We start from the raw sequence: 13494 nt of genomic DNA on the forward strand, positions 1-13494 counted from the left end.
GCCGCTCAGGCGGCGGGATCGGGCAGGCCGAAGAACGCGCGCGTGGCGGCGGTGGCGTTGGCGGCGGTGAGCGCCACCTCCTCGCCGCGGTCGCGCGCCAGCTCTTCGACGATGTGCGACAGGAACGCCGGTTCGTTGCGGCGGTCCCTGGGCAGCGGCCGCAACGTGCGCGGCAGCAGGTAGGGCGCGTCGGTCTCGATCATCAGCCGCCCGGCCGGGATGTGCTTCACCAGCTCGCGCAGGTGCGCGCCGCGGCGCTCGTCGCACAGCCAGCCGGTGATGCCGATGTGCCAGTCGCGGTCCAGGTAGTCGAACAGCTCGCGGCGCTCGGCGGTGAAGCAATGCACCACCGCCGGGCCCAGCCGGCCGTCGAAGTTCTTCATCATCGCCAGGAAGTCGTCGTGCGCGTCGCGCTGGTGCAGGAACAGCGGCTTGCCCACGCCGTCGACGGCGAGATCGGCGGCGATCTGCAGCTGGCGCTCGAACGCCCTGCGCTGCGCCGGGCGCGGCGAGAAATCGCGGTTGTAGTCCAGCCCGCACTCGCCCACCGCCACCACTTCCGGGTGGGCATGCAGCGCGCGCATTTCCGCGTCGCACTCGTCGGTGTATTCGACCGCGTGGTGCGGATGCACGCCGGCGGTGGCGTACAGGAAGCCGGGATGGCGCCGCGCCAGCTCCAGCGCCAGCGGCGAGTGTTCGCGGCTGGCGCCGGTCACCACCATCTGCGCCACGCCGGCGGCGCGGGCGCGTTCCAGCACCGCGTCCAGGTCGCGCGCGAAGGATTCGTGGGTGAGGTTGGCGCCGATGTCGATCAGTTGCATGGTGCGGGGAACGAGGAACGGGGAGGCGGGAATTGTAGGAGTGGCGCGAGCGGCGACCAAATGCGGGGTCGGGCGCGCCGGCTGGCAGCCGTGCCGGACGGCCCCGCACCTACAATGTCGCGATGCGAACCGCCTTTCCCATCACCCCGCTGCTGCCGGCCATCGCCGACAGCCTGGCCGCGCATCCGCGCCTGGTGCTCGAAGCCCCGCCCGGCGCCGGCAAGACCACCCAGGTGCCGCTGGCGCTGCTCGACGCGCCGTGGCTGCAGGGCGGCAGGATCGTGATGCTGGAACCGCGCCGGGTCGCCGCGCGCAGCGCCGCGCAGTTCATGGCCCGGCAGCTGGGCGAACCGGTCGGCGAGACCGTCGGCTACCGCATCCGCTTCGAGAACAGGGTTTCCGCCCGCACCCGCATCGAGGTCGTCACCGAAGGCATCCTCACCCGCATGCTGCAGGACGACCCCTTGCTCGAAGGCGTGGGCGCGCTGCTGTTCGACGAATTCCACGAGCGCCACCTGTCGGCCGACCTCGGCCTGGCGCTGGCGCTGGATGTACAGGCGGGACTGCGCGAGGACCTGCGCATCGTGGTGATGTCGGCCACGCTCGACGGCGAGCGGCTGGCGGGCTTCCTCGATGCGCCGCGCCTGTCCAGCGAGGGCCGCAGCTTCCCGGTGGACGTGAGCCATTTCCCGGCACGGCGCGACGAGGCGCTGGAGGCGCAGGCGCGGCGCGCGGTCGAACTTGCGCTGGCGACGCATCCGGGCGACGTGCTGGTGTTCCTGCCGGGGCAGCGCGAGATCGCGCGCGTGCAGGCCGCGCTGGAGCCGGTGCTTCCCGCCGACACCGATGTCCTGCCGCTGCACGGCGAACTCCCCGTCGAACAGCAGTCGCGCGTGCTGCAGCCCGATCCGGACGGCCGCCGCCGCGTGGTGCTGGCCACCAACGTGGCCGAATCCTCGGTGACCCTGCCCGGGGTGCGCGTGGTGGTCGACGCCGGCCTGGCGCGCGAGCCGCGCTATGACCCCAACAGCGGTTTCTCGCGGCTGGACGCGGTGGCGATCTCGCAGGCCTCGGCCGACCAGCGCGCCGGCCGCGCCGGCCGCGTGGCCGCCGGCTGGGCACTGCGGCTGTGGCAGCAATCGCAGCGGCTGGAACCGCAGCGGCGACCGGAAATGGCGCAGGTGGAACTGGCCGCGCTGGCGCTGGAACTGGCCGCCTGGGGCAGCGACGACCTGCGTTTCGTCGACCCGCCGCCGGCCGGCGCGCTGGCCGCCGCGCGCGAACTGCTGCAGCGGCTCGGCGCGCTCGACGGCAACACGATCACCGCCACCGGCCGGCGCATGCTCGCGCTGGGCACGCACCCACGGCTGGCGGCGATGCTGATCGCCGCGGCCAGCACGCGCGAACAGGCCCTGGCCGCCGACCTGGCCGCCCTGCTGGAAGCGCGCGATCCGCTGCGCCAGGGCGGCGATGCGCTGGCCGCGCGCTGGCGTGCCCTGGCCGCCTTCCGCAACGGGCGCGCGCCGCACGATGCCAGCCGCAGCGCGCTGGCCGCCATCGACGCGGCCGCCCGGCAGTGGCGGCGGCGCCTGCGCTGCGATGCGGCGCCGCCGGCCGACATCGAGGCGCACGAACTCGGCGACCTGCTCGCCCACGCCTTTCCCGACCGCATCGCCGCGCGCCATCCAACCGACCTCCTCCGCTACCAGCTGGCCAATGGCCGCAGCGCGCGCCTGTTCGACACCAGCGACCTGCGCGGCGAACCCTGGCTGGTGGTCAGCGAACTGCGCTTCGAGGCGCGCGACGCCCTGCTGCTGCGCGCCGCGCCGGTGGACGAGGCGCGCCTGCGCGCCGATTTCCCGCGGCGTTTCCACCAGCGCGACGTGGTGCGCTGGAACGGCGAGCGCCGCGCGCTGGAAGCGCGCCGCGAATCCAGCTTCGACCGCATCGTGCTGGACAGCCGCCCGGCCGGGAAGGTCGATCCGGCGCAGGCCGCGCGCGCGCTCACCGATGCCGTGCGCGAACTGGGCCTGGACGCGCTGCCCTGGACCGACGCGCTGCGGCAATGGCGCCACCGCGTGCAGGGCCTGCGCCACTGGATGCCGGAACTGGAGCTGCCCGACCTGTCCGAGGCGGCGCTGCTGGCCGCGCTCGACGACTGGCTGCTGCCGGCCTTCGCCGGCAAGACCCGCCTCGACGCCTTGGGCGAACAGGAACTGGGCGAGGCGTTGAAGTCGGGCATCGACTGGAGCGCGCGCCAGCTGGTCGACCGCCACGCGCCGGTGCGCATCGGCGTGCCCTCCGGCCTGGACCGGGCCATCGACTACGCGATGGACGACGACGGCATCACCCCGCGCCCACCGGTGCTGGCGGTGAAGCTGCAGGAACTGTTCGGCCTGGCCGACACCCCGCGCATCGCCGACGGCCGCGTGCCGCTGCTGCTGCACCTGCTCTCCCCCGGCGGCAAGCCGCTGCAGGTCACTGGCGACCTGCGCAACTTCTGGGAGAACACCTATGCGGAGGTGAAGAAGGAGATGAAGGGCAGGTATCCCCGGCATCCGTGGCCGGACGATCCTTGGAGCGCGACCGCCACGCATCGCGCGAAACCACGAGGGACGTAAATGCCCCGCATCCGCGGGTGAGGGCTGGCTGGACCGCGCCGTGATGCATGGCGTGGCCCGGCAACCCGCAGCATCGTGGCCAGATATCGGCCCGGACCGTGCGGGGCCAGAAGCAGGTGGAACCGTGCGGACCGAAGTCTCCCAGCCGCGATCCGTCCGGCGTGGCGGCCCAATGCCGCGCAGGCATACGAGCGCCCCTGCATCGCAGGGACACGGAGCACCTGCGCCCAGGCAGCCTCATGGCCCGGGATCGTTCTTCAGAAAAGGAGGAGGCTCCCCGCCCGCGAGTAGCGCGGCAAGCGCCTGGTCCGCTTCCACCCGGGGAATGCCTCGTTCCTGGTACCAGCCGGGGTTGTAGTAGCTGTGTGTATAGCGATCGCCGGTATCGCAAAGGATCGTGACGATCGATCCGCGCAGGCCTTCGACCCGCATCCGGTGGGCAGCAGCCAGCACCCCGATGAAGTTGGTGCCGGTCGAGCCGCCGACACGGCGCCCCAGGACCCCGCCGACGTGGCGCATGGCCGCGAACGAGAGTGCATCGGGCACCTTGATCATCGCGTCGATGCAATCGGGCAAGAAGCTGGATTCGACCCGTGGCCTGCCGATGCCCTCCACCCGGCTGCCGCCGCAGGCGGTGACGTCGCGATAGCTTCCGCCGGCCATCGCGGCGCGGTAGCCATCGAAGAACGCGGAAATTTCCGGATCGGCGCACAGGATGCGCGTATCGTGCCCCCGGTAGCGGACGTATCGCCCCAAGGTCGCGGCGGTGCCGCCGGTCCCCGGGCTGCAGACTATCCAGGCCGGTATCGGATACGGCTCCGCTTCCATCTGGCGGAAGATGGATTCGGCGATGTTGTTGTTCGCCCGCCAATCCGTGGCCCGCTCCGCATAGGTGAACTGGTCCATGAAGTGACCGCCCGTCTGGCGCGCCAGCAATACCGAAGTGGCATGAAGATCGGAGGCGTTTTCCACAAGGTGGCAGCGGCCGCCGTGGAACTGGATGGCGGCGATCTTCTCGGGCGATGTGCCGCTGGGCATCACCGCGATGAACGGCAGCCCCAGCAGGCGGGCGAAGTACGCCTCCGAAATCGCCGTCGAACCGCTGGACGCCTCGATGACCGTGCAGCCTTCGTGGAGCCAGCCGTTGGCCAGCGCATACAGGAACAGCGAGCGCGCCAGCCGGTGCTTGAGGCTGCCGGTGGGATGGCTGGATTCATCCTTGAGATACAGATCGACGCCCGGGAAGCCTGGCAGCGGCAACGGGATCAGATGGGTATCGGCCGACCGGTTGAAATCGGCCTCGACGACCATAACCGCATGCTTCGTCCATTCGCGCCTGCTCGATTTCATGCTCTTGCCTCCCGGCATGGCGGGGCACCACGTTGCACGGCGGGCCGTTCCCGGCCATCGCGCCCCGGTGGCGATGGCGCGTCATGGAGCCACGGAACGACTTCCGCCCGGTCGGGCGATCCTTCGGATGCGGCTCCGGCAACCGCCGATGCGGGGCGCGCATGAAGCCCTCCGTTCCCACCGGACCGACGTCCCGCAGCAGCACGTATCAACGCAACTGCCGCTCCAGCTGGTGCAACACGCGATAGCACGGCATCACCTGCGCCACGCTCCCGCTGGGCTCCCTGCCTTCGGCGATTGCGGCGAAGAACTCGCGGTCCTGCAGCTCGATGCCGTTCATCGACACCGCGACCCTGCTCACGTCCACCGCCGTTTCCGGCGCGTTGGCATGGGTGCGCACCAGGTCGTCGTAGCGGGCCAGGTAGGTGCCGGTGTCGCCGATGTAGCGGAAGAACGTGCCCAGCGGGCCATCGTTGTTGAACGACAGCGACAGCGTGCAGATCGCGCCGTTGGCAGCCTGCAGCTGAATGCTCATGTCCATGGCGATGCCCAGTTCCGGGTGCGGCGGCCCCTGCACCGCGTTGGCCTTCACGATCGGGCTGCCGGTCTGCCAGGCGAACAGGTCGACCGTGTGCGCGGCGTGGTGCCACAGCAGGTGGTCGGTCCATGAGCGCGGCTGGCCCAGTGCGTTGATGTTGCTGCGACGGAAGAAATAGGTCTGCACGTCCATCTGCTGGATATTGAATCGGCCGGCGGCGATCTTTTCGTGCAGGTACTGGTGGCTGGGGTTGAAACGGCGGGTATGGCCGACCATTGCCACCTTGCCGGTCCGCCGTTGCAGCGCCAGCACGTCCTCGCCGTCGGCGAGCAGGTCGCACAGCGGGATTTCCACCTGCACGTGCTTGCCCGCCAGTAGGCAGGCCTTGGCCTGCGCGGCGTGCATCTGCGTGGGCGTGCACAGGATGACCGCGTCCACTTCGGGCAGCGCCAGCGTCTGCTCCAGGTCGGTGGTGACATGCCCGATGCCATATCGCACGGCCACCTCGCGGGTCGCCTCCAGTTCGCGCCCGACCAGCGAGACGACCTCGACCCCGGGGATGTTCCTGATGCCGTCCAGATGCTTGATGCCGAAAGCGCCGGCTCCGGCAAGCGCGATTTTCAGGGTCATTGCGGGTTCTCCAGAATGAGGTGGCCGACGGCGGTGTTGGACGCCGGTACGTGATGGAAACGGTGCGCCACCGTGGGCGCGGGGCCGCCGGCGACGTCGGCCATCGCGCCGCGCGCGATCAGCCACATCACCAGCTCGATGCCCTCGCTGCCGGCTTCGCGCACGTAGTCGATGTGCGGCAGGTCGGCCAGCCCGGCCGGGTCGGCGATCAGACGGTCGAGGAAGCGGTTGTCCCACTCGGCATTGATCAGGCCGGCGCGTGCGCCCTGCAACTGGTGGCTCATGCCGCCGGTGCCCCAGATCTGCACGTTCAAGTCCTCGTCGAAGCTCTCCACCGCCTTGCGGATGGCCTGCCCCAGCTGGAAGCAACGCCGGCCGCTGGGTACCGGGTACTGCACCACGTTGACCGCGAACGGAATCACCAGACATGGCCACGCACCCGCCTGCGGGTCCTTCTCACCGCACATCAGCGACAGCGGCACGGTCAGGCCGTGGTCCACGTCCATCCTGTTGACGATGGTCAGGTCGAAATCCTGCTGGATCACGCTGTGCGCAATGTGGCTGGCCAAAGCCGGATGGCCGACCACGCCCGGTACCGGGCGCGGCCCCCAGCCTTCGTCGGCTACCTGGTACCCGGCGGCAGTGCCGATGGCGAAGGTGGGAATCATCTCCAGGCTGAAGGCGGTGGCGTGGTCGTTGAACACCAGAAAGACCACGTCCGGGGTGTTGTCCCGCATCCACTGCCGGGAGAATTCGTAGCCGGCGAACACCGGCTTCCAGTAGTCGTCCTGCGTTCTGCCCGTATCCATCGCCACGCCGATGGCCGGCACGTGCGAGGTATAGACCGATGCGGTGATGCGGGCCATCTTCAATCCTCCTTCCCGTGCGCGGGGCGCGCACCCTGCGGTTGCCGGTGCGGCTGCGCGTCGCCTTCCTCGCCCAGATGGCGGTTGCCGTCGATGCGGCGCCCGCCGGCCAGCATCATGTCGCGGTACTCCTGCTCGCTCATGCCGGTCATGCTGCCGGCCATCTGCTGGAAGCTGCGGCCATCGGTGGCGCCTATCTTGGCGAGGAAATAGATGTTGCCGCCGGCGCGGATGCAGCGGTTCAGGTCACGCGCCAGCACCGCCTGCTTCTGTTCCTCGTCCATCGGCCACCGGTCGAGGTAAGCGCGCTCGTCGGCCTTGAAGCGCTCGCGGTTTTCCGCGCGCATCAGGCTCATGCAGAACTGGTTGAGCCAATAGCCCTTGCGGCTCTGTTCGGCATCGAAAATGGTCGTTCCGGGGATGTCGAGATAGGGTTTTTCCAGCGCCATGGCGTTACCTGCTTACCTTGTTTCCTCAGGCCAATACAGCCGCATCGGGTTGTCCACCAGCAGCTTCCGCTGCAGCTCGGCGGTGGGCGCGATGTGCGGGATGAAATCCACCAGCAGGCCGTCGTCGGGCATGTGGTCCTTCAGGTTCGGGTGCGGCCAGTCGCTTCCCCACAGCACGCGGTCGGGGAACGCCTCGACGATGCGCCGCGCGAACGGCACCACGTCGCGGTAGGCGCGCTGCTCGCCCGCCAACGCGGGGGGGCCGGACAAGGACAGGCGCTCGGGGCAACTGACCTTGCTCCAGACGTTCGGGTGCTCGTGCATGAAACGCTCGAACAGCGCGAACTCCGCGCCCCCCAGCGGTTTGCCCACGTCGGGCCGGCCCATGTGGTCCACCACCACCGTGGTCGGCAGCGCGGTGAAGAAATCCCACAGTTCAGGCAGGTCGGCCGCCTCGAAGTAGATCACCACGTGCCACCCCAGCACGGCGATGCGGCCGGCGATCTCCAGCAACTCGTCCTTCGGGGTGAAGTCCACCAGGCGCTTGACGAAATTGAAGCGCACGCCACGCACGCCGGCCTCGTGCAAGGCCCGCAACTGCGCATCGGTGATGCCGCGCCTGACCGTGGCCACGCCGCGCGCCTTGCCGGCCGCAGCGTGCAGGGCATCGACCAGCGCGCGGTTGTCGTCGCCGTGGCAGGTGGCCTGCACGATCACGTTGCAGGCAAAGCCCAGGTGGTCGCGCAGGGCGAACAACTGCGCCTTACCCGCGTCGCACGGTGTGTACTTGCGTTCGGGCGCATACGGGAACTGCGCGCCGGGGCCGAATACGTGGCAATGCGCATCCACTGCGCCGGCGGGTGGCGTGAAGCGCGGCACGCTGGGGCCTTCGTACCAGTCCAGCCAGCCGGCCGTTTTCATGAAATCGCCTGTCGTCGGCTTGCCCATGTGCGGCCTCAATCGACGTAGCGCAGGCCGGCGACGGCCAGCGGTTCGCGCATGCCATACATGTCCAGCCCCAGCTCGCCGCTGGCGAAGCGTTCGCGCTTGGCTTCCTCGTTGGCCTCGCGCTTCCGCGCCGTTTCCAGCACTTGTGCGGCGCGCGCACGCGGCACGCAAGCTACGCCGTCGTCGTCGGCAACGATCACATCACCCGGCGTCACCCACATGCCGGCGCACACCACCGGAATGTTGACCGAGCCCAGCGTGGCCTTGATGCAGCCCTTGCTGCTGATCGCCTTGCTCCAGACCGGGAAGCCCATCGCGTGCAGGCTGCGCACGTCGCGCACGCCGCCGTCTATCACCAGCGCACGCGCACCGCGCGCCTGGAAACTGGTGGCCAGCAGATCGCCGAAATAGCCATCGCTACATTCGGCGGTGACCGCCGCCACCACGATGTCGCCCGGCTGAATCTGCTCGGCCACCACGTGCATCATCCAGTTGTCGCCCGGATGCAGCAGCACGGTGACGGCGCTGCCGGACACCTGCGCGCCGGGGTAGATCGGGCGCATCCAGGGCTTGAGCAGCCCCACCCGGCCCATCGCCTCGTGCACGGTAGCCGAGCCCAGCGCTGCCATTGCGTCGGCAACGGCGCGGTCGACGCGCTCGATGTTGCGGTGGACCACTCCCAATTCGTACATCGTCATACTCCGGTGTCGTTGCCTGCGGCAGGAAGAAGCTCACCGCCCCTGCGCTTTCAATGCCGCGTCCAGGCGCGGGTACACGCGCCGCGCATTGGCTTCGAAAATCCTGTGCCGGTCGCTCTGGCTGAAGCGCGGGGAGGCATCGACGTACCGCCTGGTGTCGTCGAAGGGATGGCCGCTGTCCGGGTCGATGCCGCGCACCGCGCCGATCATTTCCGAGGCGAAAAGAATGTTGTCCACCGGAATCACCGTGCCCAGCAGGTCGATACCCGGCTGGTGATAGACGCAGGTGTCGAAGAACACGTTGTGCAGCAGCGCCTGGCGCGGCTCGGGCTTGTCCAGCATTTGCGCCAGGCCCCGGAAACGGCCCCAGTGGTACGGCACCGCGCCACCGCCATGCGGTATCACCATGCGCAGTGTCGGGAAATCCTTGAACAGGTCGCCGGTCAGCAACTGCATGAACGCGGTGGTGTCGGCGTTGAGGTAGTGCGCGCCGGTGGTGTGGAAGCAGGCATTGCAACTGGTGGATACATGCACCATCGCCGGGATGTCGTACTCCACCAGCGTTTCGTAGATGGGGTACCAGTGGCGGTCGGTCAGCGGCGGCTCGCGCCAGTGGCCGCCGGACGGGTCCGGGTTGAGGTTCACCGCGACGAAGCCGTATTCCTCCACGCAGCGGCGGATTTCCGGGATGCAGCTGGCCGGGGCCACGCCCGGCGACTGCGGCAGCATCGCCGCACCGATGAAGTTCTGCGGGTACAAGCGCGCCACCCGGTGGCACAACTCGTTGCAGATTGCCGCCCAGGTACTGCTGACCTGGAAATCGCCGATGTGGTGGGCCATGAAGCTGGCGCGCGGGCTGAACACGGTCAGGTCCAGGCCGCGTTCGCGCATCAACCGCAGCTGGTTGTTCTCGATCGACTCGCGCAACTCGTCGTCGCCGATCTTCAGCTCGGACGCCTTCGGCATCAGTGCCGGGTTGGCGATGCCGGCGATCTGGCGGTTGCGCCAGGCCTCGAGCGCGGCGGGCGCGGTGGTGTAGTGGCCGTGGATGTCGATGATCATGTCGTCTCCGATGCGTTCAGGCCGGTTCCATGCCGTGCCCGCGTTTCACCGCGTCATTGGCCGACAGGGCCATGAATGCCAGCAGTGCGCGCGCATGCGCCGGCTGGCGGCTGCACGCGCACACCGCGCCAGCGAACGTCGTCGTCTTGGCGATGGCCGCCGGCAATGGGCCAGCCGCGTCGACGCCTTCGATGCCCTCGATTTCGCTGCGCTGCTGGAACCCCAGTTCAATCTCGCCGCGCGCGATCAACGTCGCCACCGGCATGCCCGGCGGCGCTTGCACGATGCGCGGGGCCACGTGTCCGGCGATGCCCCAACGCTCCAGCAGGGCGTTGATGTGCGCGCCGCTCGGCCCGGTCGAATGGCCCAGCGTCTTTGCACGCAACACGGCCTCGCGCACGGCTGCCTCACTGCCGATATCTGGTCGCGCCGCGCCTTTGCGCACGGCGACCCATGTTTCCGAACGCAATAGCTCCACACGGCTGTCGGCGATGATGCGGCCGGAAGCGGCCAGCTTTTCCAGCGCATCGCTGGCCAGCCACACCACATCGAACGCCTCGCCGGCAGCCACGCGTCTGGCCGCCTCGACGCCGCCGCACGATTCGACCTCGACGTGGATGCCGGTTTCATGCGCGCAGCGCGCAGCCAGCGCGGCCAGCACCTGCCGCGTGGCCATAGACGAGATGCCGGTCAGCATCGGGGCCTGCGTCATCGCATGGCCTCCGTATCTCCTTCGTGACCCGGCCGCTGAAGGTTCATGGCCGCACCGTGCAATAGCCGGTGGTATCCGTGGCGGGAAACGCCTGCGCGCGATCAAGCAGGCGCATCAGGTTGCCGCCCCAGATGCCGGCGATCTGCGCCTCGCTGTAGCCAGCCTGCATCAGCCGTTCGGTGATGCGCGGCAACTGCGCCACGTCCTCCACCCCGACCACCCCACCGCCGCCATCCCAGTCCGAACCGATGCCGACGTGCTCGGGGCCGACCAGTTCCAGCACGTGCAGCAGATGCGTCGTGAAATCGTCGAGGCTGGCCTTGGCCTTGGGATAGCGCCGCTCGACCTCGCCGATCTGCGCGGCCAGCGCCTTGTATTCTTCGGGTTGCAGCGCGGCCATGCGGCGCAGCGGCACGTACAGCGGTTGCAAGGCCGCGGCGCGGCGCGGGTCGTCCTTCTCGAGCGAGAGGTAGCTGCTGTAGAGCGTCACGTTCACCACCCCGCCCTTGCGCGCCAGGCGCAGCAGGCGCTCGTCGTCGAGGTTGCGGGGGTGGTTGGTGATCGCGCGACTGGAAGTATGCGAGAGCACGATCGGCACCGGCGAAATTTCCAGCAACTGGTCGAACACTTCATCCGACGCATGCGAGGCATCGACCAGCACGCCCAGGCAGTTGGCCCGATGCACCAGCTGCCGGCCGGCCGGGCTCAGGCCATGCCATTGGGGCGTATCGGTGGACGAATCGGCCAGGTCGTTGTTGCGCGCATGCACCAGCCCGAGCATGCGCAGGCCTTGGCGCTGGTATGTGTCCAGCAACGCCAGATCGGATGCCAGCGGTTCGGCGTTTTCCATGCTGATGAACACCGCATGGCGTCCTTCCGCGGCCAGGTGCCGGGCGTCCTCGCTGCCCAGGGCCAGACCCAATTGCCGCGGGTGACGCGCCACCATGTCGCGCAGGCGCATCAACTGCGCCAACCCATGTTCGACGGCAGCCGCGCGCCCTTCCAGATCGCGGCTGCCCTGCGGGGTGTAGATCGCCCAGAACGCGCCATCCAGGCCGCCTTCGCGCAGGCGTGGCCAATCCAGTTGCGACAGGTCGCGGGCCGCGTCGTGGCGTTCCAGGACGTTCCAGCCGGGCTGTTCCAGGAACCGCGCGGTATCGATGTGGCTATCCAGCACCAGCACGCGCCGATGCAGCGCCATTGCGGCCTCGGACACTGGCGCGGCGTGCGACGGCATGCCCGCCAGCACCCCAATCGCCACCACGACGGCGCGCAGGTTCATGGTGTTTCTCCGGGTGTGGCAGGTGCGTGCGCCGATGCGGTGTCGATACCGAAGAAATCACGCATCAAGGGAAGTTGATGCGCGGCGATCGTATTGCCGTCGAGCGTCGCGTGACCGGCCTTGCGGCACGCCGCGACCCAGCGCGTCGCGCTCGCGGAGGTCACCGCATCCACGACGATGGCCTGCGGCTGCAGCTGTTCGACCGGCACGGGCAAGGCGTCCTCGGCGCCCATGCCCAGCGGGGAAGCGTTGATTACGACATCGCAGCCGCGCGCGTCCGCCCCAAGTTCGATCTGGCAATCGGCAAAACGCAGGCGCAGCGCGGCGGCCAGTTGCCGGGCGGATTCGGGCCGCACGTCATGCAGGCGCAGGCGGCGCACGCCCTCGCCGCAGGCGCTGAAGGCCATTGCCGAACCCGCACCGCCGCAGCCGGTCAGGTAGACGCTGCGGCCTGCCAGCACAACGCCCATCGTGTGCAGGCCCTGCACCATCGCTGCGCCGTCCAGCATGTCGCCGAACAACTGGCCGTCGGCACAGCGTTTCACGACATTGACGGTCTGCAGCGCGGCGGCCACCGGCGAGGCCGCATGCACGAACGGATAGAGCTTGGCCTTCAGCGGAATGGTCACCACGCAGCCCAGCACATTGCCGGCCTCGCCGAGCAGGCGCGCGAGCGCTGGCACGGCGCTGTCGGGCAGTTCCAGCGGCACGAGCGCGAGGTTCTTGCCGTGTTCACCGAACCATGCATTCAGCAGCGCCGGCGTCCTGGTCTGCGCGACCGGGCGGCCGACCATGAAGATCACCTGCGTGGCGGCATCGACCTTCATGCGCGGCGCTCGTCCTGCTCGCTGGCGATCAGCTCCTGTTCGGCCAACGCCGTGGTGGTCAATGCGCCGCAGACTTCGGCCACGTAGTCCAGGGTGATCTCATGGTCGCGCAGCGAGTAGTCGGCGACGGCGTCCACCACCAGGCTGACCTTGATGTTGCGCATGTAGGCATCGGCGGCGGTCAGCAACACGCCGTGGTGTCCGAAAACACCGGTCAGCAGGATGTGCTTGCGGTTGGTGCGCTGGAGGATGTCGTCCAGGTCCGTCTTGAAAAAGCCGCTGTAGCGGGGCTTGCGGACGACGTAGTCGTCCTCGGCCGGTGCCAGCGCGCTGCAGATGGCGCGGTCATCGTCGCTCAGATGGCCGGCGGCCATGCCCGGTCCCCACATCTCCAGCCCCAACGCCCGTTCGGCCAGTGCCTTGGGCTTTTCGGCCTGGGTGTAGACGACCGGCATGCCGTATTGCTTGCACAGCGCACGCAGCCGCGCCACGTTGGCCAGCAGGATCGAGCAGTCTTCGTAGAAGCCCAGCCAGAAGTTCTGCATGTCGTGGATCACCAGCGCGCAGTCCTGCGCCCGTACCGGCCAGTTGACCTTGTTGCGGGCCAGCGCGCTGGCATCGGGCAGCGCATAACGGGCAATGCGGCGCTTGGTGAGGCGATCTTCCGCGTTCATGTTCATGGTGAAATCC

General features: G+C 68.9%; 13 protein-coding genes. 1 reads left to right on the forward strand and 12 read right to left on the reverse strand.

Annotated elements, in window-relative coordinates:
* Positions 1 to 5 precede the first annotated feature (5 nt).
* Positions 6 to 821, reverse strand: coding sequence for a TatD family hydrolase (locus CQ393_RS09625; RefSeq protein WP_153191344.1), 816 nt, complete (start codon positions 819 to 821; stop codon positions 6 to 8).
* 122 nt (positions 822 to 943) lie between these two features.
* Between CQ393_RS09625 and hrpB the strand changes: the two genes are divergently transcribed.
* Entirely contained in the window at positions 944 to 3442 is a 2499-nt protein-coding gene (hrpB, locus tag CQ393_RS09630) for an ATP-dependent helicase HrpB (RefSeq protein WP_153191345.1), read from the forward strand.
* 237 nt (positions 3443 to 3679) lie between these two features.
* Here hrpB and CQ393_RS09635 read toward each other — a convergent pair whose 3' ends face one another.
* The 11 genes from CQ393_RS09635 to CQ393_RS09685 form a co-directional block, all read right to left on the reverse strand.
* A complete protein-coding gene (locus tag CQ393_RS09635) occupies positions 3680 to 4792 on the reverse strand; it encodes a PLP-dependent cysteine synthase family protein (protein WP_153191346.1) in 1113 nt (370 codons plus the stop codon).
* A 208-nt stretch (positions 4793 to 5000) separates the two neighbouring features.
* Positions 5001 to 5960: a Gfo/Idh/MocA family oxidoreductase gene (locus tag CQ393_RS09640; RefSeq protein ID WP_153191347.1), complete on the reverse strand. Its 960-nt coding sequence runs from the start codon at positions 5958 to 5960 to the stop codon at positions 5001 to 5003.
* Positions 5957 to 6826 (reverse strand): class III extradiol dioxygenase subunit beta, encoded by an 870-nt coding sequence (locus tag CQ393_RS09645; RefSeq protein WP_153191348.1) that lies wholly within the window; start codon positions 6824 to 6826, stop codon positions 5957 to 5959. The genes CQ393_RS09640 and CQ393_RS09645 overlap by 4 nt, the downstream gene beginning before the upstream one ends.
* Positions 6827 to 6828: 2 nt before the next feature.
* Positions 6829 to 7275, reverse strand: coding sequence for a protocatechuate 4,5-dioxygenase subunit alpha (gene ligA / locus CQ393_RS09650; protein WP_153191349.1), 447 nt, complete (start codon positions 7273 to 7275; stop codon positions 6829 to 6831).
* A 12-nt stretch (positions 7276 to 7287) separates the two neighbouring features.
* On the reverse strand, positions 7288 to 8196 hold the full coding sequence (locus CQ393_RS09655; protein WP_228114408.1) for an amidohydrolase family protein: 909 nt from the start codon (positions 8194 to 8196) through the stop codon (positions 7288 to 7290).
* A 35-nt stretch (positions 8197 to 8231) separates the two neighbouring features.
* Positions 8232 to 8915 (reverse strand): 4-carboxy-4-hydroxy-2-oxoadipate aldolase/oxaloacetate decarboxylase, encoded by a 684-nt coding sequence (gene ligK / locus CQ393_RS09660; protein WP_153191351.1) that lies wholly within the window; start codon positions 8913 to 8915, stop codon positions 8232 to 8234.
* A 39-nt stretch (positions 8916 to 8954) separates the two neighbouring features.
* Positions 8955 to 9983, reverse strand: coding sequence for an amidohydrolase family protein (locus CQ393_RS09665; RefSeq protein ID WP_153191352.1), 1029 nt, complete (start codon positions 9981 to 9983; stop codon positions 8955 to 8957).
* 16 nt (positions 9984 to 9999) lie between these two features.
* Positions 10000 to 10680 carry a substrate-binding domain-containing protein gene (locus CQ393_RS09670; protein ID WP_228114410.1) on the reverse strand — a complete coding sequence of 227 codons (681 nt, stop codon included), beginning with the start codon at positions 10678 to 10680 and terminating at the stop codon, positions 10000 to 10002.
* Between the two features lie 58 nt (positions 10681 to 10738).
* The gene (locus tag CQ393_RS09675) at positions 10739 to 11977 is read right to left on the reverse strand and encodes a dipeptidase (RefSeq protein ID WP_153191354.1); all 1239 of its coding nucleotides are present in this window, start codon (positions 11975 to 11977) and stop codon (positions 10739 to 10741) included.
* A complete protein-coding gene (locus CQ393_RS09680) occupies positions 11974 to 12804 on the reverse strand; it encodes a hypothetical protein (protein ID WP_153191355.1) in 831 nt (276 codons plus the stop codon). Before CQ393_RS09680 ends, CQ393_RS09675 begins: the two co-directional genes overlap by 4 nt.
* A complete protein-coding gene (locus CQ393_RS09685) occupies positions 12801 to 13484 on the reverse strand; it encodes an isochorismatase family protein (RefSeq protein ID WP_153191356.1) in 684 nt (227 codons plus the stop codon). The genes CQ393_RS09680 and CQ393_RS09685 overlap by 4 nt, the downstream gene beginning before the upstream one ends.
* Between the last annotated feature and the right edge of the window lie 10 nt (positions 13485 to 13494).

It is taken from the genome of Stenotrophomonas sp. MYb238 (assembly GCF_009496535.1).
Classification (GTDB): Bacteria; Pseudomonadota; Gammaproteobacteria; order Xanthomonadales; family Xanthomonadaceae; genus Stenotrophomonas.

Excerpts from the sequence above, each read along its gene's own strand:
- CQ393_RS09625 (WP_153191344.1), bottom strand. The coding sequence starts at position 821 with ATGCAACTGATCGACATCGGCGCCAACCTCACCCACGAATCCTTCGCG.
- hrpB (WP_153191345.1), top strand. The coding sequence starts at position 944 with ATGCGAACCGCCTTTCCCATCACCCCGCTGCTGCCGGCCATCGCCGAC.
- CQ393_RS09635 (WP_153191346.1), bottom strand. The coding sequence starts at position 4,792 with ATGAAATCGAGCAGGCGCGAATGGACGAAGCATGCGGTTATGGTCGTC.
- CQ393_RS09640 (WP_153191347.1), bottom strand. The coding sequence starts at position 5,960 with ATGACCCTGAAAATCGCGCTTGCCGGAGCCGGCGCTTTCGGCATCAAG.
- CQ393_RS09645 (WP_153191348.1), bottom strand. The coding sequence starts at position 6,826 with ATGGCCCGCATCACCGCATCGGTCTATACCTCGCACGTGCCGGCCATC.
- ligA (WP_153191349.1), bottom strand. The coding sequence starts at position 7,275 with ATGGCGCTGGAAAAACCCTATCTCGACATCCCCGGAACGACCATTTTC.
- CQ393_RS09655 (WP_228114408.1), bottom strand. The coding sequence starts at position 8,196 with ATGAAAACGGCCGGCTGGCTGGACTGGTACGAAGGCCCCAGCGTGCCG.
- ligK (WP_153191351.1), bottom strand. The coding sequence starts at position 8,915 with ATGTACGAATTGGGAGTGGTCCACCGCAACATCGAGCGCGTCGACCGC.
- CQ393_RS09665 (WP_153191352.1), bottom strand. The coding sequence starts at position 9,983 with ATGATCATCGACATCCACGGCCACTACACCACCGCGCCCGCCGCGCTC.
- CQ393_RS09670 (WP_228114410.1), bottom strand. The coding sequence starts at position 10,680 with ATGCTGACCGGCATCTCGTCTATGGCCACGCGGCAGGTGCTGGCCGCG.
- CQ393_RS09675 (WP_153191354.1), bottom strand. The coding sequence starts at position 11,977 with ATGAACCTGCGCGCCGTCGTGGTGGCGATTGGGGTGCTGGCGGGCATG.
- CQ393_RS09680 (WP_153191355.1), bottom strand. The coding sequence starts at position 12,804 with ATGAAGGTCGATGCCGCCACGCAGGTGATCTTCATGGTCGGCCGCCCG.
- CQ393_RS09685 (WP_153191356.1), bottom strand. The coding sequence starts at position 13,484 with ATGAACATGAACGCGGAAGATCGCCTCACCAAGCGCCGCATTGCCCGT.